Source organism: Candidatus Babeliales bacterium, from assembly GCA_041660205.1.
Classification (GTDB): Bacteria; Babelota; Babeliae; order Babelales; family Chromulinivoraceae; genus JACPFN01.
Map to the genome: position 1 here is coordinate 1 of JBAZWT010000003.1, position 20,777 is coordinate 20,777.

Here is a 20,777-nt window from a genome sequence, read left to right on the forward strand (position 1 = left end):
TATCACTTAGGCATGGTCCGTGCCGGGTACATCAAGCTCTTTACCGACATCGTTATTTTGCTCTACATGCTTCTTAACCGTTCCGTTGGAGTACCTAGTGGCGCCCTGCTCTCAAAGCTGCCTCGTAGCACCATGCTTGACCAACTGGCTATTAAGACAACCTTCCTAAAAATTACCAACGCCTATATTCAATTTCTATACGCCCTTGCCGCAACCATTACTGCAGCCATAGCACCTTGCATTTTAAAAAGCTCATGCTTCCAGCCCATTATTACAACTAACGTACTATTGTTCATCTTTGCTGCTTTTGTTGAATACGTCGTTATAACCTATGAAAAGTTATACATTACCCAGCATGCGTCCAAGTACCTTGCTATGATCAATTCTGTCAGTATGCTGTGCCTTGCCGTAGCGATTTACCACACGACCACCCTTCCAAGTTCTTTAATTCTTATGCCAATTATCATAATTCGTTTTATTACCGTAGGCATTATTTCCTTTGTAGCTTATAAAAAATGGTTCCTTTTCCCTGATTTAAAAATACACCTCAAAACTCTCCTGATCAGCTTTGCGGCTTCAAGTGTCTGCCTTTCCTGGCATTATCTTTTATAATCTTTCAAAAGAAAAAAGCCAAAACTATTGATTCTAATAAGCTTTTTTCAGTACCCTTATAATAATTATTAACCGTCCTTATAAAGGAGAGTACGTATGAAGATTCAAAATAAACTATTACTTTTAGCATTTGCAGCTGTCGTAATGCCAACAGTGGTATCCGCAAGATACATGAGTAAGATGGAAATAAATGCTGAAAACCAAGCGTCACTAGAAACTAGAATTTCTGGAGAAATAGCATCTAGCCAAGCAAAACTACAAAGACTTGAAGCCACCGCACAACAATTAAAAGATTATGAGAAAACAACAGAGTTCAGAAAATTACAAGGTCGTTCTGTATCAGCATTCAGAAAACATAGAGCATCTATTGAACAAGCTGTAACAAATCTTGAACATTATATTACAAATCTACAGAATAACGAAAAACGACTTGAATCATTAAATGATAAACACGATCAATTAATGAATAATCGTCAAAAACAAGCTCAAGATGACATGAACAACATAATTGAAAAAAAGGCTAAAAAAGATGATGCTATGATGATGGAAGACGATAACGTTCCTTCATATAACGTCGAAGGTAAAAAATTAGTTGGTGGCCAAGCAGGTCTTTAATCAATTCAATCTAAAATTAAATTCATAAAAGCAGGAGACGAAAGTCTCCTGTTCTTTTGTAAAAAATCACAAAAACTATTGATTTTAAAAGGTTTTTTTCAGTACCCTTATAATAATTATTTAACCATCCTTTTAAGGAGAGTACAAATGAAGATACAAAATAAACTACTGCTTTTAGCGATCGCATCAATAGTAATGCCAATGTCTATAACGCCAACGGAAGTAGCTGATAATAAAGACGGAAAAGGTTTTCACATAGTGGGAGGTCCTGGTTCAATATGGGACTATGGCCGATTTACAGGAACAGCTGTAGAAGAAACAGACTCTTCTGCAAAATTTAAATCAGCAGCAGCGGCTCATCAGCATCTCGCACAAAATAATAAAAAACTTTTGGCTGCAATACCAGCAGCAAAGGCTGAAGAAAAAGCTGCAGTTGGGCCATCAAAAAAATTAATTACAGCTCATAGAATTTCTCTAGAAAAAGCCCAAAAACATACTGAAAATGCTACAAAAAGCTTGCAGCAAGATGCTAATCGCATTTCAGAGAAAGTTGAAAAATTAGAAAAACAGTTTAGAAATGATCTTGAATCTATAGCTAAAGCTCGTGATGAAAAAAATGTTGCAACCTCTAAAGAAGATGGATACGTAAAAGCTCCTAACACTGGCTTTAAAAAATACAAACCATTAGCTGGTAATGACCCTAGAACATGGTCTCCAGTAATAACCACAGATCCTTCAACTGGCTATTCCTACATTCAAAAATATGATAAATATGGAAAACTTGGACCAAAAGAAGTTTACAGAAGACCAAGTTCTAAGTAATTAACTGTTAAACTCATAAAATACAGGGGGCGAAAGCCTCCTGCTTTTTGCCCGGCGTAGCCTTGCGCGACCGTGTCCGCCATAGCCCTTGGCGACGGCTGGAAGCCTGGGTTCCTTTTTAAAATCCTTTTTAAAATCATTAAAATTAAAATCATTTAATCTTTTCCCCTGCCTCGGCGAAGTTCGAAGAACGAAGCCGGGTGAAATTCAACACACGTGCCTCGGCATAGCCTTGGCGCAGCCTCGTCGTAGCTGAAAGCGTAGACGGGCGTAGACAGGCGAAGCCGGGAATTACGTAGTCCAAGACTTCAGCTCATCGAAGGTCCACCCCCGAGCCTTGGCGGAGCCTGACGTAGCCTCGTCGTAGCCTCGTCGTAGCTGAAAGCGTAGACGGGCGTAGACGGGCGTAGACAGGCGTAGACAGGCGTAAGTATCAAGCTGAAGGTGCAGGACGGAGTAATTGTTTGAAATTTGTGGCTAACAAAATCTTAGCGAAACGGACTAAGATTTCTTGACAAGATGGTGCCTGTTGCATTATGCTAACATTCGAAAAGATATAGTTACATAGCAAAAAAAGAAGTCACCTAAGTAAGGAAAAACAATATGGCTAAAATTATAGGAATCGACCTTGGAACTACCAACTCAGCGGTAGCATTCATGGAAGGACAAACTCCAAAAATAGTCCCAAATAAAGAAGGTCAAAACACAACACCTTCAATATTCGCGGTAGCAAAAGACGGCAAACGCATGGTTGGTACTATGGCGAAACGTCAAGCGGTCACGAATCCAGAAAACACGCTTTACTCTGCAAAGCGCTTTATCGGACACACATTCGAAGAAATTAAAAATGAAATTGCAAACTACCCGTACAAAATTGTCAAAGCTGACAATGGCGACGTGGCGTTTGAAATCGAAGGCAAGAAATATTCACCTCAAGAAATTTCTGCAGCAATCTTAAGCAATTTAAAACAAACAGCAGAAGAATACCTTGGCCAACCAGTCACACAAGCTGTGATCACAGTGCCAGCGTATTTTAACGACGCACAACGTCAAGCAACTAAAGACGCAGGAAAAATTGCTGGTCTCGACGTCATGCGTATCATCAACGAACCAACAGCAGCAGCGCTTGCTTACGGTTGTGAAAAAAAACGGGATGAAACTATTGCGGTATTCGATTTCGGCGGCGGAACCTTTGATATTTCAATCCTGGAAGTACAAGATGGTGTCATCGAAGTAAAATCAACCAGCGGAAATAACAAACTGGGTGGTGACGATATCGATGAAAAAATCATCAATTTCTTAATCGAGCAGTTCCAAACCGATACAGGTATCGATCTTCGCAAAAACAAAATGGCTTTGCAAAGACTCAAAGAAGAATCTGAAAAAGCGAAAAAAGAACTTTCTTCACTTCACGAAACAGATATCAACTTGCCATACATCACAGCTGACGAGTCAGGTCCAAAACATTTATCAGTAAAATTATCACGTGCAAAGCTCGAATCTTTGTGTGCTGATATTTTCAAAAAATTAATGGAACCGTGTAAACTCGCATTGTCAGATGCAAAATTATCAACAAGCCAAATTAACGAAGTTATTTTGGTCGGTGGATCAACTCGTATGCCAAAAATCCAAGAACTCGTAAAAGATTTCTTCGGCAAAACTCCAAACAAATCAGTAAATCCTGATGAAGTAGTTGCACTCGGTGCTGCTATCCAAGGTGGAATTTTAAGCGGTGCGGTCAGCGACGTTTTACTTCTCGACGTTACTCCCCTTTCACTTGGTATTGAAACTATGGGTGGAATTGCAACGAAATTGATTGAAAGAAACACAACGATTCCTACCAAGAAATCTCAAGTGTTTTCAACAGCTGAAAATAATCAGCCATCAGTTGATATTCATGTGGTGCAAGGTGAACGAGAATTAGCTAAAGATAATAAATCTTTAGGTCAATTCAAACTCGACGGAATCCCTGCGGCTCCTCGTGGAACTCCGCAAATCGAAGTGATTTTTGATATCGATGCCAATGGAATGTTAAGCGTAACTGCAAAAGACAAAGGCACTGGCAAAGAACAAAGTATCAAAATTACAAACAGCAGCGGACTATCAGCTCAAGAAATTGAAAAAATGATCCAAGATGCTAAAGATAACGAAGCTGAAGACAAAAAAGTCAAAGAAACTGTCGAAGCTCGTAACAAACTTGACGGCATGATTTTAAGCACAGAAACAACGCTCTCTGAAAATAAAGATAAACTTCCTGCTGACGAAGTAACAGCTCTTCAAGAAGCTGTAGAGACGGCAAAAAAAGATCTTAAAGATAAAGAAGGCGACGCTGAAGGCTTAAAAAGCGCGTATGAAACCTTAATGACAAAAGCTCAAAAAGTTGCTGAAATTTTGTATAAAAACAAAGATCAACAACCAGGCGCCCCAAAACCAGAAGATGAAAATGATTCTGACAACAACGGTCCAATTGACGCTGACATTTCATAATTAATTTCTCAAAGCAAAAGAGGCACATCCGAATCGAATGTGCCTCTTTTCTTATAAAATCAAAAATAATTTAACGAACTCCTGCAAACTCAAGTCTTGGTTGTTCTTCATACAAAGAAGACAAATCTTGCCTTTGCGCCATCTGCCCTTGCTCTTCTAAAGCCTGATCCCTTTAAGACTCTACTTTATAAAATATTTAGAGATTAAATTTTTCATGCGTTCATATAATGATTTATTAACCAGGCGATCACTCTCTGACTGAGTTATCACTCGTCGATTAACTAATCTTTCAAGTGCTGACTTAGCTTGATCTTGAATATAATAATTTGAGTCTCTCGTCCCTTTTTCAAGCAATGGCAATAACTGTGATACTTGATCTGATGTTATCAAATCTTTATTTATTAAACTTTCAATTGCTGACATAGCATTAATCCGAACATGCACATATAAATCATTCACCCCTTTTTCAAGCAATGGTAACAACTGGGATACTTGATCTACTGTTATTAATTTTTTATCTATAAAATCATTAATTGCTGACATAGCATTAAGCCGAACAGATTCATATGAATCATTCACCCCTTTTGCAACCAAAGACAAACCCTGTTCAACTGATACTATTTTTGAAACCATCATTGATGATAACAGTTTAAACGTACTATTTTGCTTATATTCAGCATCATGCAACCATAAAGCTCCTAGAATAAAATCACCTAAACCCGCTTCGTTAAGCTTAGACCCTAAAAAACTAACTATGTTTTCTAGATATACTGAATTTTCAACAAAATAAAAACTCAAAATCAAAGATTGAATGTATTTTTTTTCTACTTCATTGAAACTATTTTTACCAATTATCATCTGACCAAGAACATTAAAACGCTTATCAGCCTCTAGAACAGATACATTTTTATACAAAGGAGCTATTTGCAGCTTTGGTAGCAACTGTTCTATGTTTTTAAGTCCCGATCCAACTATTGCCGCAACCGTTGCCTCCTTTGTTAACGACGATACTTCAAGCTGTACATCTAATTTGACAGGATTTTTCGTTGAAACATATGCATGACGATTATGATCCAAATGGATAAAGAACTCACCACTTTTTGTCTCAACAAGAATTTTCATAGATTTTAGATTATTAAGTTCTGTTGCATTAACTTGTGGTTTCCAATCAAGTTTTTCACAAATTTTTCCAAAATTCTTTGATACAAAATCAGGTTCAAAAATCTGTTCCAAATTTGAATAAAGACCTAAGTCAAATACATGATTCAATCCGATAACTATATTTAATACATTGGCTCTCATTTCACAACAAAAAAGGTCTGAACTTTTTGGCACAAGTAAATAATGGATTTTATAAAAATACGAATTATAAACATTTTTTTTCTGCGCTAAAGTATATGTTTTTGTACCAATTTGCAAAAAGTAAGGCTCATATTGCACACCCTCTATTTCAACTTTTCCTGAAAGTGTGATTGTAAAAGGTTGAGCTACTGGAATAAATCCATCAAATCCTGATGGAACATGCTTTGCATCTTGTACTTTTGTGCCTATTTGTGCATACACACAACCAGGCACATTTTCTATAACGTCCGTCCAAGCCTGATGTACCTTGCTATTACCAACCTCTGCAGAATCTGCACAAAGTCCATTTTCTGATGTATAAAAATTTTCAACTACAGGATTTAAATGTAAACCATGAGGGACAATTCCAAATTTATGTTGATCTGCGCGATAGGTTACTATATTTGTAAGCATACGCATTGTAGTATCCATACAATCTGAAAACCGTATCCCTTTATAATTAACACTTGTATATGATGTCATCTTAGGAAGCCTAGCTGTATATAATTCTTGATACGTATAGGCACATAATAAATCTGCTAACTGATCAAAATTTGAAGCGTCTGTTTTTGCTGCAAGAATCTGATTTATTTCAGTAAAACCATACTCCTGATCTGTTGGTAAAACAAAAATATCATCTCCCTTAAAGCCTCTAAAATAATTCTGCAAATCATCGCGCGTATCTGATTTTTTCAGCATAAAACCAAGTAAAATACCTTCTGGAGTATTTTTTGCATACAATTGTGGTTCAGCTATGCTTTCTTGAATTGAACCAACCAACGAGTTTATAAATAAGTTCCAATTTTTTTCTGTAAATGGTTGCTGACTTTGCTCATTTTTAAATGCAAAACTCATACACAAATCATATAATTCTTGTTGCAAAGAATTTTTGGCAAAATCTTTTAATGCCAAGTCTATTTTTTTTGATAAAAATTGATTTTTCACAAGTTCTTCAGCCTTAAGCTTTAACTCTTTTTGTAATCTTTCAACTTCTGTATTATTCGATGCTTTTTTTGCTGCTAAAATTTTAGCATTTAACAGTGATGTTTCCTTTTGTAAGGTTTTTATTCTTGCTTCATAATCAGATTTTTTCGCTGAACTTTCTTGTTGTAAAGCTGCTAATTTTTCTTGATCCGCAGAGGCTTGCGACCATTTTTGTACAACTTGTAAAATTTTTCCAACGTGCTTTGGCTCTAGATATTTTACGGGATTTCCATCCGCATTAGTCACGTTAAACGTCCCCCCTGCTATGTGAAACATCGACATAATCAAATTTTCTGTAGCACTATTTTTTACTGATTCCATTTCTTGCGCAAACTTTGCAAGTTCAGGATTATCAGATACAACCTTAGAATTTTTTTCTAAACCTTCTTTCAGTTGCGCTGCTTGACTTCGAGCACTCAGCTTGTACCACTGCTCTGCTGTACCCCACTCTAAAAACGATACCCCCATCACCGGGCTGTAATCCGCAGGAACAATATCATGCGTCCCCTTTAGCAACTTAATGTTAATTGCTTCAACTGAAAAACAACTAAGCGCTGCCATCAAACTCAATATTATTTTTTTCACGTATATCTACCCCTTAATATTTTCATACAGCAGCTAATGAATCTCTTTTCAAATATTCATTAAATCTTTTTGTAACTTTATCTGATACGTTTTTTTTAAACTCTTCCTGATGCCCAGAGCTCAATGTTTCAATTAAAGTTTTACACTGCTCTTGAAATTTCTTGATTATAGCTTGTAACGTTTCTTGACTTGGATTATCTCTACTACCTTGCACAGAATCGATTGCAGCTTGCATATTATTTTCTATATTTTCATATTATCTGGGCTAAGATAAAAATCTATCATTTCAAGCGCCAATTTAGCTTTAAATTGAGGAATTGTTTCTCTGTGCTGAGGCATTTCTAATCCTTGACCACTCACGAGAGCTTCTACCTGTTTTAACATAGGATCGTTCAAATTAAACTGCGCACCGTTAAAATCAGCGACATCTACAATCAGATTGTGATTTTCACGGTCCCATATAGATACAATTTTCTGACCCTTGTTCAGCATTGGCTCAAAAGACTGAATTAATGCATCACAACTTTTTTCAAAAATTCTAGCTTCTTCTGTTTGCTGTTTTGCTTTTAGACGTAACTTCGCTGGATTAGATAAACTTTCATCTATTTCTTCATTAGTTGGCGTATAGCTAAGATTTATTTTTTGTGCAATCTTATTTACTTTTGCTTGTACTTCTTTTAAAAACGCTTCTTTTTGTGGCAATGTTAATGTATTTAAATCTTTCTGAGCTTCTTTTTTAAACCATTCTTCTTTGCTTGTTAACAATCTTCTACTGTCTAAATCACCACCCTTAGCTTGCTTAAGCACCGTATCAAAATACGCGTCTTCAGAACTGGTCAATTTTTTAAATGAACGAACAAGCCGATTCCATGTTGATTTAGAATATGATTTTTCAGCATCAGCATATGCAGAACTAATAATGTCTGACATGTCAGGACGACTTTTTTCAGAATCTTTAGCAAACCGATCGATATTTTTTACAAATATTTCTTGTCGCTCGGGTTTTAATTTTGCATATCGCGTATTGATATTGTTTATATCTTCATCTGTTAATTTTTCAGTAAACGCTAAGTCTAATTTTATAGCCGTATTTAATTTTGACTTTGGAGCTTGAGGCTTAGCAACTGGCTCAAAATCACTAGCGGACACAACGTCAAAAGAACTCAAAGTTTTTTCTGAGAGTAAAAATTTTCGAGCAGATTTAAGCCTTGTATCTATGATGTCAATCACAGATGGATTATTTTCTAACGTTTTAAAAGCTTTTAATTTTGCTTCGTATGCAGCATTAATAGTTGCTTCAGATGGATCACCTGACAAACCAAGTACATTTTTTGCTTTAAATAGTTTTGCTTCGCCCTTTGCTTGATCAAATTCAAACCATGCATCATTGATTGTTTTTTCCATGTGACCACGTTGCGTTGTCGGCTCATTCGGTTGTACGCCTTCATCATCATCACCTTCATCACTGAAATCAAACGCTGGAGCACCTTTTTTTATTGCAGTTTGTACTGCAGCCTCTCTAGCCTTTGCAGCAGCTTCTCGTGCAATCGTTTCATACTGCTCTCTATTTTTTTGCGTTACGGCTTCTTGCTCGCGCTGTTTTTTCGCTGCAATTTCTTCTGGTATTTCTACTTTAGAACTATAATCAACGCCATCATCACCACTAAAATCAAAAGGCGCTTGCAAAGACGCTGAGGCCAAGAAACTGCACAAAAATAAAACTTTTAATACTTGCTTCTTCATTTTTCATCTCTCTTTTAAAGATTAAGTTTTAATAGTTACCAACTAGGGTCGAAATATTGATCTGATTCTGGTTCTGACGCTTGATCTTGTTCTTGTTTTTTTGGCTCTAAAGAACTCTTCAAACGATTACCAACTGTTTGAATGTTTTTTCTTTCTGCAGGAGTTTTAGCCTTTTTTAATCGTTCATCAGTAATATTTCCTACTTCCTGTTGTATTTTTATTGCAATTTCAGGTTCAGATTTTGCCACTACTTGAAATTTTTCTTCTACTATTTTTGTTCTTAATGCTGCTTCATTTTTACTGCTATCAAATACTGGTGAAAGTACATTTGAAAGTGCTTTCTTTGACTCTTTTTGGTTGTCATTTTTACGAAAAAGTGAAACCACTTTATCTATCAAATCGTTAATTAATTTCTTAAACTGAGAAATCACGCCTTTTTTCTCACCAGATTTGCCAACGTCATCAGGCTTAGCTTTTAATACTTCAAAAGAATCTTTCGTGATTTCATAAGATTTTTTTGACTTTAAACGATCAATTAAAATTTTTCGAGCTTCCACAATTCTTTTTTCAAATTGCTCAATAACTAAATCTTCTTTTTCATATTTTCTAAACTCGTTCATTTTTGCAAAAGAAGATTTCATAATTTGTGTTTCTGTTAAATTTACGTCATCTGGTAAGCCTAATAATGTTTTTGCAAAAGATTCTTTTTTATCACCCTTTGCTTTAAAAAAATCATTACTTTCATCTACTAAACGATCACTTATACTTTTTACAGAAACTTTATCTTCTACAGGTTCAACAGCCTTAACACCGGTAGAATAAAGTTGGTCCGCAGTTGGAGTTGGAGCTGGTTCATTTGTTTGCACAGGCGCATCATGCCCCTCAGGGAAAAGTGTTTTATCTGTTATTTGCTCTAGAGCTTGTCGAGCTTTTAATTGTTTTTCTTTTTCTAGAGCGTCTTGTCGAGCAGCTTCTTCTTCTTTTCTTTGTTTTAAATCAGCTTCTTGTTTTACTCTAGCAGCTTCTTGCTCACGATTTACACGTGCTGTATTTTGTTCTTTTTCTGTAGGTGACCCTCTTTGGGAAAAATCTCTCTTTACAAGCCCGCCTGACCGTTCACCACCCTCATATGCCTGCAAAGACACGGTCGCCAAAATACCGCAAAGTAAAAGGATACTGCTTGTTTGTTTATTCATTTTTTTCTCTTTCAGAATTATGTGCCAACATCTATTTTTCTTATTTTTATCTTATTTTAAAGGACGCACTAAACCCAAACTAACCAAATACTTCATCACCTTTTCAGCATCTGCTTTTGATTTTTCTGCTGCGGTAGGAGAAGTTGACGATGATGTTGAAGATTTGCCAGATTTATCTTGTTTATTTGATTCTTGAATCTCATGTAAAAACTTCACAGGGCGCTGCTCATACGGATCAAAGTGATAGGACAATGAAGTTGCTGAAGAATATAAAACATGATTAATGTAAGATTGTGCTTGCAGCAATAATTTATTGTATGAAAAGGTGCTACCCTTTTCTGTAGAAAGTAGCCGTGTAACGTAATCTAAAATTCCGGAAAGATCGGTATACAAATGTCGCGTGCAAGCAACATTAGGATTGCAAATATCAGCTCCAGACATGTACAAACAACATGACCTATCTGCGCCGCTTCGATACTCCCATAAATAAGCCCCTGCCTGCAAATGATGAGCTACAACTCCAAAAACAAAAATAATCATGAATTTGATAAGCTTCATACACATGCCCCTACGCAAGAATATAAAATATTTGGTCTCCAACGTTATCAGAATGTATCAAACTGATTTATCTAAAAGCAATAAATCAAACCCTGACGAGCTATTTTACTCTTTCGGCTCTGATAAACTCAAGGAGTATGAACCTTTTGTACCTTGAATGGTTAAATCAAGCGTAATCATTGGCTCGTTTGGCTCAGTATCATGTGGATAGAAAGCTTTTGCGATAGGAGTTGCATCGATTCTATCAGAGAAAAGATTCATCCAAACACGTGCACAATAAGAACCATCGGTTACCTTACATCCAGAATTATAAGACATTGTTGTAATTGCCTGAGTTTTTGCTCTTTTCGACTCTAAAGCATAAGTCGAATGACCTTCAAAGAAAATGTCATATTTTTGTGTGCCACCTATAGCCAAAATCGATATAGTCCCCAATTTTTGAGAAATATGATAATTTATAGCAACAATCCTTTGATGTGGCAACGCATCATTTAAAGCTTTTGTAACTACATAAATAGGATTTTTCTTTTGCTTGCTTTTATGCCTTCTAGCTGAATCGAACTTAAGATCTGAATCATTATAAATTTTGCCAAGCTTCCAATCCGAAAAAACCGTTTGCTCACTACTCAAAAGCAAACTCATCATCAACAACATACGCTTCATATCTAATCCTTTTTTTTAGATTGCATCACTTATTTTTCTGAAAAACCGATCGCCTGAAAAACCTCAAATGTCGTTTTTGTATCTTTCCATACATTTTTATCTAACTCTGCTTTTTCACTCAGTGATGATAAAGTTTGCTCCAAATTCCAACCCTGCTCTGTTGCAACATTTGGCAAATAAACAGCCTGTGCGTTTTCATATTTTAAAATAATGCCATCAGTACCCAGCACAATATCATGATACGAGCTGACTTGGTAAGGCTGCGTTAAAACAGAAACTGCAATCGAAATATGTGGAATTTCACTTAGCTTCACGGGAGAAAATCGCGTGTCACGCAATACTGCTGACTCAGTCATGCTTGCAACCACGTCGTACAGTGGTTGTGATGAAGTGATAGATCCAATGCAACCACGCAATTTTTTATGGTCTAAAATAGACTCTTGTTTATACAATGTTACAAACGCACCCTGTGCTTTTTTTAAAGACTTGGTCAGCATGCCTGGGATTTCTAAGGAAGAGTTGGGGGATGAGCTAACAGCATTTAAAAGTTGTTGACGGGCCAGCTTCAATAAAAGATTTTTTTCATAACCCGTTAACTGCTCTTGCAATGGTAAATCTGATGGCAGCTGCGTGGTAAAAACTATCGATACGTAACTCACGCTATGGGCAGGATTTTTTTGACCTGATGCGGACGTGTCGTAACCAACCACGTATGACGAAATGTCTCCAAAAGCTTTTTGCTGTAAAAGATTGAGTAAAATTTTAATGGCAGACGCTCCACACACAGTTGCCTGCGTTTTTTGCAGTAACTGTGAAAACCCAGAAAGATCAAAATCTTGAATTTTTTCTACTAATGAACTATCGAGCTTAAAAATATTTTGAGTTATATCTTTTTTAAACGGTTCATACCTAAATTGTTTTCCATAGTGAGTAAAGTCTGAGCTTATGACCAGCAACGTTTTTTCATCTAAAAATGGCTGCAAAATATCAGCAATGCTTTTTATATCATCATCCGAAACAGAACCAATCAAAAGTGGCACGATTTTACAGTCACCGCAGTATGTTGCAGTAAATGGAATTTGAACTTCGATAGAATGTTCCAGTTCATGCGCCTGCTGACGATGGGCAAACAAAGGTGAACTCTTTTTTAATTTTTTAATCATATCCACATCAAGAGGCACGAAGCCCAAGGGATTTTTATAAAAATCATACTCAGCGCCAGGCAGGCTAACTCCTGAAAAATCATTTTGATGAGACGGAGCAAGGATCACAACGCGCTTAAAAATTCCAGGCTTTAACAATTGATATGCACTGCTTGCCACAGCTCCCGAATAATCGTAACCAGCATGAGGACAAATAATTGCCCGAATAGATGAAGGCTTTAATGTCATTGGATATTTTTTTTGAGCAATCGTTTGTAGACCTTGAATCTTTACACTCAGCAATTTTCCTTTGACAGGGTACCATGCGTCACTTAAATGATTTTTATACGTTTCTGCAAAAAGTATGCCTGAAAAAAATGTCGCAAGAATGAAAGCTGCCAAGAGAGTGTGAAGCTTTTTTTTCAACAAATAATTCATCAACTTATGTCCTCAAAAAATATCATTTCAGGTGCCTCGGCGTAGTCTAGGCGTAGCTGAAAGCGACTGCGTCCGCCATAGCCAGCGGCGACGGCCGGAAGCCTGACGAAGCCGGGTCTCCTATCAAAACATAAATTTAAGCTCTTTTGCAAGAACAAGCGTAATAAAAATATTAAAACTCTTTACCCACCAGATAAAAAATTGATACATTGCTTAAGATCATTTAAAAAAAGGATAAAAATATGAAAAAAATATTAGTTATTGTAAGCGTTATGTACTTTATTCTGTTCAATTATGGAATCAATGAAGGATCTCAAACAGGTCAAGCAGCACATATGTGGCGAGGCAAAACCACAAGAACCTCAGGCCAAACAGGCCAACAAAGCCCTGCAGCAGTATCCTGTCCCCCATGCGCACAAAGCGATGAAACAACAGCAACTGCTATGCCAGCAATAACCGTTGTGCTGCAAGATATAAATGGAAATCCTTTAAACTCAACGTCGTACACGTTTGCAAATACTAGTTTTAGCTACAACAATGCACTGCTCACTGTTCACATTTTTCCACCATCAAATGGAGTAGGCAGTACCTCAGACTCTACTTACTACGTCGTCTATACACTCAAATCTTTAGATGGAATTACTCTACAAAAACAAATTCTACCAACTCTCGCTTTTAACACCTTTCCAGGCTCTGTTGTAGTTTCTTCTTCAGAGAGCACCCCGGTTACCTCAACATTCTTACCAAAAAATGCGCCGCAGCAACTTTTTAATGCTATCTGCCCTCAATCTCAAAAGTTTTTAATTACACAAAATTCTGGAACTGTAACAGCAGTAACGAGTCTTTCAGGAGTATTTGAAACGAGCAATGATACAATAACAATAGCTTCTGCCTCAGCAACAATAGGTGGTGGAACGCAACCAATCACTGTGCAAATTAACAGCCAACCATCAATCACATTTCCAGTATCATCATTTAATTCAGCTGATCTTAAAAAAGGTTTATCATTAACGGTAAATATTTTTCCACCATCAACAAGTAATAGTTCTGGTTCCTACTTCATAGTTGCAACTCTTAAGACTCTTGATGGCCTTAAGCTACAAAAACAAGTTCTACCAAGCGCTTCTATAGCATTTACACACCTGCCATCATCGATTACTATTTCATATGGAACTACTACCCTTACATCAAGTTTTTTTAGCACAGGCATAAGCAGCACAGCGCAAACAGCAACTCCTGCATTTAATTTGGTAAGCCCGATTAGCCTTAAGTATTTACTGCAGACTTCAGCTATTTCAATGCTGTAGGGGATTAATACCTATCTCTTTTAAATTAGTAAATACCACCAAACCATGGGCTGGTGATTTAATCATAAATGTAGTAAACTAAACGAGAATAAAAATATCGTTTCACTCAATTTCGCTTAAAAAAATTAAAATTATGAATATAAAAGTTGGTCTTGTCGGTTTGCCCAATGTTGGAAAATCAACGTTATTTAATGCGCTCACAAACTCATCAGTCCCTGCAGAAAATTATCCTTTCTGTACCATTGATCCTCACGTTGCAATCACTCACGTGCCTGATAAACGCATGGATAAATTGCAAGAAGTGTTCAACTCAAAAAAACAAATTCCCGCAAGTATCTCATTTGTCGACATCGCAGGACTTGTAAAAGGTGCTGCAGAAGGACAAGGACTTGGTAACCAATTTTTAAGCAATATCCGTGAAGTAAATTTAATTTTACACGTGCTGCGTTGCTTTGAAGATCTACGAATCATTCGCGACCAAGGTCCCATCAATCCGGTTGACGATTATGAAACAATTTTAAATGAACTCATGCTTAAAGATTTAGAAAGCATAGAAAAACGACTTGAAAAAATTCCATCTTTGCTCAAACATCAAGGCACTCCTCCTCAAGAAAAAAAAGATCTTATTGAAGAGCAAGAACTTTTAAAACAAATTACAGCCGCAATCGATCAGCTCGATGCGCCAAAAATACGATCTTTGGTACTAAATTCAAAAATTGAAACAGTGCCACTGCTGAGTGCTAAAAACTTTATGATCGTTGCAAACGTTTCTGAAAACGATGTAGAATTTCCTGAAAAAAATGATCACGTACAAAAATTATTCGCTACGTTCGGAAAAGATCGCGTTGTTCCGGTATGCATCAAAATCGAATCAGAACTTTCAGCACTTGAAGGCGATGAGCGAAAAGAAATGATGGATATGCTTGGCATGAAAACCCCAACGCTTGACACCGTCATTGAAAAAAGTTTTGAAAATCTCGGACTGATTACATTTTTCACCTGTGGGCCACAAGAAATTCATTCATGGCCTATTTTAAAAGGCACCAACATTCGTGCTGCGGCTGGAGAAATTCACTCCGACTTGCAACGCGGATTTATCTGTGCAGAAGTCTTTAACTATCAAGACATTGTAAACACACCTCTTTCAAAGCTTAAAGAAGTTGGTAAAGTTCGCACAGAAGGAAAAGAGTACACTGTCCAAAATGGTGACGTTATCGTGGTGAAATTTAACGTTTAAGAAAAAAAGAAAGATTAATAATTATGATCGTTATGATACAAAAAATGGTGGATAAACTTCCACCTTTTATCATTCCCCTTATCTCAAAGCTCTGCATCGTTTTGGCAGTTTTTATTGCAACTCGCATGCTTATCAGAAAAGTCAGTCCTTTAGTTCAGGATCTTTGTAGAAAAAACGAAGTTGATTCTCATTCATGCTACATTTTAAATAAAATAGTTCGATATATTTTCACTATTCTAGGTGTCACTATCGCCCTTCAAAATATCGGCTTTGAAGTATACGCCGTTTTTATGACAGCGTTTGGTATTACCGGTATCGTTTTAAGCTATGGCATGAAAGATATCGTAGCAAATTTGATTGCGGGCGTTTTGATTCTGGGTTATAAACATGTCAAAATAAATGACTACATAAAAGTAGCAGGATTTCAAGGTAAGGTAATCGACATTAATTTGCGTTACACAACGCTGCAAGACGAAGGTCAAACGGTCTTGGTTCCTAACATTGTTTTATATACAACGACTGTCGGAATTATACTTAACAAATAAGAATCTTCAACTAGCTGACACCAAGGTCAACAATTCTTTCAGCATAGTCGTATCATCACACTCCGCGATGGCAGACTGCACAGAGCTTTTAAAACAAGCTTCAAGACGGTCTGGCCATTGCTCTGTTTTTTTAAGCAACTGCGCAAGGCCCTCAATATCATGCTCTTTAACCATATCTTTAAAGTCACCGTCAGCTTCATCTAAACATTTTTTCATTTCCGCCAACTGATACGGCGACTGAATAGTTTTTTCGGAAAATTTTAAATATGGTTTAAGACTTTCATGGTTCAATTTATCAAACATTTGCTGCGCTGCAAAAACAGTATTTTTAACCGATTTTTCAATTATTGCACGATTGCAGTCATCAACAAATGCGATACGAGACTGCTGAGCTTTAATTCGCGACTGCCGTTCTTTACGCAAATCTAACACGTAGGCCGCGTCTAAAGATTTATAAAAATCGTCTTGCTGCACAGGAACTCGATCAATGCAAAATTCATGAATAACCACCCCTTTATCTGACGCTACCGTGTGAGAAAATTCTTTACCGTCTATGAGTTCAACATCGGTTGAGACAAGTTTATGGGACACGTAGCGAACCGCTTGAACAGGAATGATTACTGATAGCAGTGAAAAAAATAAAGACACTTTTAAAAAATGTGTGTTCACAAAATTCCTTTCAGATCAAATTTTGAAAAAAATTACTTTAAGCACGAATTACTCTAGCAAAAACTACTAAAAATGGTAAGACTTCAACCATAGATTAACCCTGAAAGTGTGTTATAATAAAACAGTAATGGACTAGTTACCTTGGTAAGCGGAATAAAAATATGTCAGAAACAAGAATAAAACGCGGAAAAGCATTTTTTTCAATATCAGCAGTTTCTAAAATGTTTTCAGTACATCAACAAACCGTCAGGCTCTATGAAAAAGAAGGTCTGATCCAACCAAAACGGTCTGATGGAAATACGAGAATGTTTTCAGAAGAAGATATTGAAAAATTAGAAGAAATTATTCATCTTACACATCAACTCGGCATCAATTTAGCCGGTGTCGAAATGATTCTACAGCTACAAAAAAAGATGAAAAAGATGCAAACCGATATGAATAAAATGTTTGCAACAACACAACATGAACTTACAGCTGAAACAAATAATCGTAAAATTTTAATTAAAAATTATTCTCAACAATTGCATGCTAAAAAAGATGTGGCTCCAGAATTTAGCCAAGATTTAAACAAACAAAAATCAGCACCAAAGCCTGGCAACCCTTCATTTAAAGATTGGGATATAGACTACGAAGAATAAATTGCTATACAGTACTACCAATAAAAATATACTTCTATGCTTACACGTATGTCTAACTAATTTAGAAAGGAAGCTCTCATGAAACATGATACATTTTTTGAAGACGATCAATTTGTCATTTCATACGAACTGCTTCACGTTCTTCATTGGCTCTTGAAATATGAAGAAGAAGAAATGTCAAAGCTTGTGACACAGGCTTTCATTAAAGGCTTTGAAGGCAAAATGAAAGAACCTGATATGTATGCAAAAATACAACATTCTGATGAATTACAAAACAGCGTTGTACACTTTTTTAATTTCTTAGAACATCACACGGCAGCTCTTGCAAACACTGAAGGCAGCAAAAAAATTATGGATCATAACATAATCAAAACGCTTGATCACATTGATCCAAAACGTTTCGACTATGAGACTATTAAGTCAACAGTACTTGCAACAGCTGATAAAATTAAACCGAAAAATCAGACACGTGCAAAAGAACTTTTTTTAAAGGAACTTTTGCGTCAGTGGAATCCTAAAAAAGAAAAATCTAACAACACTATTTCAAATTAAAATCTAAAATAAAAAAGAGCCTGCGATTTATTTTTAATCGCAGGCTCTTTTTTATTAACACACACTTTAATATAAAAAACATACCATTGTAAAAAGAACCCAAAAGGCCTATCTTTATTGCCTTTTTGTCAAAAAAGGGCAATCTAAGTAAGATAATCGATTCTATTCAGCATCTCTAAAATTTAATATTAAAAAAATGAAAATCAACTACATACTCATCACAGCATTCATGTTTACAACTATTTCAGCTAGTCAAAGTGACATACTAAAAGAGATACATTCTGCTATAACATCAAACGAAATTAAAAAGGCTAAAAATCTTTTAAAAACTGTTGATATTGACAGTTCGTTAACTGTTGATGGAGATACAGCTCTTCATGAAGCTGCAAACGCAAATAAATTAGATTTTGCTATCTGGTTACTTGCCCAAGGAGCTAATCCAAACATACAAGATAATCATGGCATGACACCTCTTCATTCTGCTGTATTAAAAAACTATCTTCCGATAGTACAACGTTTAATTGCAATGCAGGCCAACCCCAACATTCCTGAAACGTTTAATGGAAATACGCCTTTTCATATGGCAATAGCATGGCGCCATATTAATATTGCAAAATATTTGCTAGAGCATAACGCAGATCCTAATAAACAAAACAAAAAAGGCGAAAGCGCTCTTTATTGGTCATTTTTAGCATCCGAAAAATGTTACAATCCTGAAGAAGCAAGAAGTTTTTTTGATAAAAAAATACAATCAATAAAGATTTTACTAGAAAATCCAAACACTGACATCAATTTACAAGATACGAATGGCGATTCTATTCTTTTAATGCTTCCTCAAGGCTATCAATGCTTCTATGAAGTAAATCTCTTTAGTGAAAAACAAATAATTCAGCTACTTACTATGTTAATTGAACATAAAAAAATAAATCTGGAAATTAGAAATAAACAAAATGAAACTATTTTTGATATTGTTTCATGTATGCAATCTAAAACTTCAAAACGAGAATCCTTTTTACATAATTTATTAGAAAAAACAATTGTTACCATATCAAATCCAAAAAAACCAAAAGAATTACGTGAAAAACTTAAGACGCTCAAAGAATTAGAAGAAGATTTTACAGAAATACACAGTAACTTAGCAAAAATAGAAACAGAAAGTTTTAAATTTATTCAAGATGAATTTAATTTAAAAAGAAATGAATTTTTACAACAGCACAAAACAATATTGGCTCATGATAGAAAAGATTTCATAGAAGCAGAAGAATCTCAACGCCAAAAATTCTTAACCCAACACGATGAGTTTATTTCGCAACTAAGATCATCACGGCAACAAAATGAAAGTCGCTTACTATCTTTGTTAAAACAAAAAGCAGATCATCTCATTGAAGAATCAAAAAGACTGTCAGCAGTAGAACTTTCTGAGCGCAACAACGTAAAGGATACTCAAAGAAAAGAGATTAATTTTTATTTTTCTATGTTAAAAACAGCTCAATTACAATCTCAAGAATATGTTGTACGAAATACAATTGTAGATAAAGCAAACAAAGAGCTTGAAGTTGCGCAGTCAGAATTTAATAATTCTATTGTTTCTCCGACAAAAAACCAAAGGCATCAATGTTCCTGCGGAAACAAACCCTTGGTCTGTGCTTTTTTATGCCATCATTCTTAAGAGTTACATAGTAATCAACAAGACTCTGCCTTGTCTGTACTCATGAAAAACAAGAATTACTGACCAACTCTCGTATTTTTAATAATCATTTTCATAAGCTCTTTTGAAACAAGGAGGCTCGTGTATGATTAAAATTTGGCTTACAAAACCTAAAAATTTCATATGTTTTGCCATGATTGCTACGTTTGCAACTGCTACAAGCATGACATCAAACAAGCAAACGTCACCTCTGACTTCGCCAATTATTTCATCACTTTTTTTGCAATATCGCGCAAAATCAACCACGAATTATTCACTGAGCGAGTTGCGCAAAATTCATAAAAAAAAGCAGCTAAAGCTATCAGACTTCATGGCTACCAATTTAAATTCGACTGCTCACCCAGATAAAAAGCTCATCACGGCTAGTCTTAAATTACAAAAAAATCTAAATCTTTATCGAGTTACGCCACTTTTTTATTGCCACGACACTATTTCAGCTAAAGCTGTTTACTACTACGAGATCAAAGCCATTGCCACGTTTACATATTTCCATCTATCATCCTTATCGCAACAAATGGGTACATTGCTACATGAATTTCGACACGTTATGCAATACAGCAATGCCAACTTTCAATTCCCGTGCGATATTTTGGAGCATAAGAAAGAATATAGGCTAACCAAAAACCAACTCCAAGAACTTGATGCAGATTTATTTACAGCAAAAACTATGAAATGCCCTACATGCCTACAAATGTATCAACTCTCACTACAAACTAGACGAGGTCGTGATGGATATGGGACTAAAAAAGATTTCGAACCATTCGTGCAAAGTGCTACAACGTACTGTAAAGCTCACGCTCATCAAGATTTAACCAAGCTTAACAAAGCTATTGCAAGTGACAATCTCGTCAAAGCCGTCAAACTCGACGACCAAATGGGAACCCTTATAGATCGTATGCCACCTTTTCACTCAAATGATAATAAATAATGTTTTT

Annotated in this window: 19 protein-coding genes; 11 read left to right on the plus strand and 8 right to left on the minus strand. The window is 36.0% G+C overall.

The genetic code is table 11. The annotated features are described in order from the left end of the window. From WC747_01280 to dnaK, 4 genes are all read left to right on the plus strand, one after another. The coding region (locus WC747_01280) for a hypothetical protein (GenBank protein ID MFA5998635.1) at positions 1-612 on the plus strand (612 nt) is incomplete at its 5' end. 96 nt (positions 613-708) lie between these two features. Continuing rightward, positions 709-1,227 carry a hypothetical protein gene (locus WC747_01285; protein MFA5998636.1) on the plus strand — a complete coding sequence of 173 codons (519 nt, stop codon included), beginning with the start codon at positions 709-711 and terminating at the stop codon, positions 1,225-1,227. A 147-nt stretch (positions 1,228-1,374) separates the two neighbouring features. Then, a complete protein-coding gene (locus WC747_01290; protein ID MFA5998637.1) occupies positions 1,375-2,049 on the plus strand; it encodes a hypothetical protein in 675 nt (224 codons plus the stop codon). A gap of 603 nt (positions 2,050-2,652) precedes the next feature. Beyond that, the gene (gene dnaK, locus WC747_01295; GenBank protein ID MFA5998638.1) at positions 2,653-4,536 is read left to right on the plus strand and encodes a molecular chaperone DnaK; all 1,884 of its coding nucleotides are present in this window, start codon (positions 2,653-2,655) and stop codon (positions 4,534-4,536) included. Between the two features lie 180 nt (positions 4,537-4,716). Here dnaK and WC747_01300 read toward each other — a convergent pair whose 3' ends face one another. The 7 genes from WC747_01300 to amrB form a co-directional block, all read right to left on the minus strand. Beyond that, a complete protein-coding gene (locus tag WC747_01300) occupies positions 4,717-7,446 on the minus strand; it encodes a hypothetical protein (protein MFA5998639.1) in 2,730 nt (909 codons plus the stop codon). Positions 7,447-7,468: 22 nt separating this feature from the next. Beyond that, positions 7,469-7,681: a hypothetical protein gene (locus WC747_01305; protein ID MFA5998640.1), complete on the minus strand. Its 213-nt coding sequence runs from the start codon at positions 7,679-7,681 to the stop codon at positions 7,469-7,471. A gap of 8 nt (positions 7,682-7,689) precedes the next feature. Further along, a complete protein-coding gene (locus tag WC747_01310; protein ID MFA5998641.1) occupies positions 7,690-9,189 on the minus strand; it encodes a hypothetical protein in 1,500 nt (499 codons plus the stop codon). A gap of 35 nt (positions 9,190-9,224) precedes the next feature. Continuing rightward, positions 9,225-10,385 carry a hypothetical protein gene (locus WC747_01315; GenBank protein MFA5998642.1) on the minus strand — a complete coding sequence of 387 codons (1,161 nt, stop codon included), beginning with the start codon at positions 10,383-10,385 and terminating at the stop codon, positions 9,225-9,227. 51 nt (positions 10,386-10,436) lie between these two features. Next, on the minus strand, positions 10,437-10,943 hold the full coding sequence (locus WC747_01320) for a hypothetical protein (protein ID MFA5998643.1): 507 nt from the start codon (positions 10,941-10,943) through the stop codon (positions 10,437-10,439). Between the two features lie 105 nt (positions 10,944-11,048). Next, the gene (locus WC747_01325) at positions 11,049-11,606 is read right to left on the minus strand and encodes a hypothetical protein (protein ID MFA5998644.1); all 558 of its coding nucleotides are present in this window, start codon (positions 11,604-11,606) and stop codon (positions 11,049-11,051) included. Between the two features lie 29 nt (positions 11,607-11,635). Next, a complete protein-coding gene (gene amrB, locus WC747_01330; protein MFA5998645.1) occupies positions 11,636-13,186 on the minus strand; it encodes an AmmeMemoRadiSam system protein B in 1,551 nt (516 codons plus the stop codon). Positions 13,187-13,428: 242 nt separating this feature from the next. Here amrB and WC747_01335 point away from each other — a divergent pair, with 242 nt between their 5' ends. The 3 genes from WC747_01335 to WC747_01345 all read left to right on the plus strand — a co-directional run bounded on the left by WC747_01335 (position 13,429) and on the right by WC747_01345 (position 16,275). Then, positions 13,429-14,493 (plus strand): hypothetical protein, encoded by a 1,065-nt coding sequence (locus WC747_01335; protein MFA5998646.1) that lies wholly within the window; start codon positions 13,429-13,431, stop codon positions 14,491-14,493. Positions 14,494-14,626: 133 nt separating this feature from the next. Next, positions 14,627-15,730, plus strand: a complete 1,104-nt coding sequence (gene ychF / locus WC747_01340) for a redox-regulated ATPase YchF (protein MFA5998647.1) — start codon at positions 14,627-14,629, stop codon at positions 15,728-15,730. 23 nt (positions 15,731-15,753) lie between these two features. Beyond that, positions 15,754-16,275, plus strand: a complete 522-nt coding sequence (locus WC747_01345) for a mechanosensitive ion channel domain-containing protein (protein MFA5998648.1) — start codon at positions 15,754-15,756, stop codon at positions 16,273-16,275. 6 nt (positions 16,276-16,281) lie between these two features. Here the strand turns inward: WC747_01345 and WC747_01350 are convergent, their stop codons facing one another. Next, positions 16,282-16,944 (minus strand): hypothetical protein, encoded by a 663-nt coding sequence (locus tag WC747_01350; GenBank protein ID MFA5998649.1) that lies wholly within the window; start codon positions 16,942-16,944, stop codon positions 16,282-16,284. A gap of 161 nt (positions 16,945-17,105) precedes the next feature. On the opposite strand from WC747_01350, the gene WC747_01355 reads away from it, so the two are divergent. From WC747_01355 to WC747_01370, 4 genes are all read left to right on the plus strand, one after another. Next, positions 17,106-17,582, plus strand: a complete 477-nt coding sequence (locus WC747_01355) for a MerR family transcriptional regulator (GenBank protein MFA5998650.1) — start codon at positions 17,106-17,108, stop codon at positions 17,580-17,582. Positions 17,583-17,660: 78 nt separating this feature from the next. Continuing rightward, entirely contained in the window at positions 17,661-18,134 is a 474-nt protein-coding gene (locus WC747_01360; protein ID MFA5998651.1) for a hypothetical protein, read from the plus strand. Positions 18,135-18,330: 196 nt separating this feature from the next. Beyond that, positions 18,331-19,803 carry an ankyrin repeat domain-containing protein gene (locus WC747_01365; GenBank protein MFA5998652.1) on the plus strand — a complete coding sequence of 491 codons (1,473 nt, stop codon included), beginning with the start codon at positions 18,331-18,333 and terminating at the stop codon, positions 19,801-19,803. A gap of 124 nt (positions 19,804-19,927) precedes the next feature. Next, positions 19,928-20,770 carry a hypothetical protein gene (locus tag WC747_01370; protein ID MFA5998653.1) on the plus strand — a complete coding sequence of 281 codons (843 nt, stop codon included), beginning with the start codon at positions 19,928-19,930 and terminating at the stop codon, positions 20,768-20,770. Positions 20,771-20,777 lie beyond the last annotated feature (7 nt).

Bases quoted from the DNA above. Each gene is read 5' to 3' on its own strand.
- WC747_01315 (MFA5998642.1), bottom strand. From the start codon at position 10,385: ATGAATAAACAAACAAGCAGTATCCTTTTACTTTGCGGTATTTTGGCG.
- WC747_01305 (MFA5998640.1), bottom strand. From the start codon at position 7,681: ATGCAAGCTGCAATCGATTCTGTGCAAGGTAGTAGAGATAATCCAAGT.
- WC747_01360 (MFA5998651.1), top strand. From the start codon at position 17,661: ATGAAACATGATACATTTTTTGAAGACGATCAATTTGTCATTTCATAC.
- ychF (MFA5998647.1), top strand. From the start codon at position 14,627: ATGAATATAAAAGTTGGTCTTGTCGGTTTGCCCAATGTTGGAAAATCA.
- WC747_01320 (MFA5998643.1), bottom strand. From the start codon at position 10,943: ATGAAGCTTATCAAATTCATGATTATTTTTGTTTTTGGAGTTGTAGCT.
- WC747_01335 (MFA5998646.1), top strand. From the start codon at position 13,429: ATGAAAAAAATATTAGTTATTGTAAGCGTTATGTACTTTATTCTGTTC.
- amrB (MFA5998645.1), bottom strand. From the start codon at position 13,186: ATGAATTATTTGTTGAAAAAAAAGCTTCACACTCTCTTGGCAGCTTTC.
- WC747_01365 (MFA5998652.1), top strand. From the start codon at position 18,331: ATGAAAATCAACTACATACTCATCACAGCATTCATGTTTACAACTATT.
- WC747_01370 (MFA5998653.1), top strand. From the start codon at position 19,928: ATGATTAAAATTTGGCTTACAAAACCTAAAAATTTCATATGTTTTGCC.
- dnaK (MFA5998638.1), top strand. From the start codon at position 2,653: ATGGCTAAAATTATAGGAATCGACCTTGGAACTACCAACTCAGCGGTA.
- WC747_01310 (MFA5998641.1), bottom strand. From the start codon at position 9,189: ATGAAGAAGCAAGTATTAAAAGTTTTATTTTTGTGCAGTTTCTTGGCC.
- WC747_01325 (MFA5998644.1), bottom strand. From the start codon at position 11,606: ATGAAGCGTATGTTGTTGATGATGAGTTTGCTTTTGAGTAGTGAGCAA.
- WC747_01345 (MFA5998648.1), top strand. From the start codon at position 15,754: ATGATCGTTATGATACAAAAAATGGTGGATAAACTTCCACCTTTTATC.
- WC747_01290 (MFA5998637.1), top strand. From the start codon at position 1,375: ATGAAGATACAAAATAAACTACTGCTTTTAGCGATCGCATCAATAGTA.
- WC747_01285 (MFA5998636.1), top strand. From the start codon at position 709: ATGAAGATTCAAAATAAACTATTACTTTTAGCATTTGCAGCTGTCGTA.
- WC747_01355 (MFA5998650.1), top strand. From the start codon at position 17,106: ATGTCAGAAACAAGAATAAAACGCGGAAAAGCATTTTTTTCAATATCA.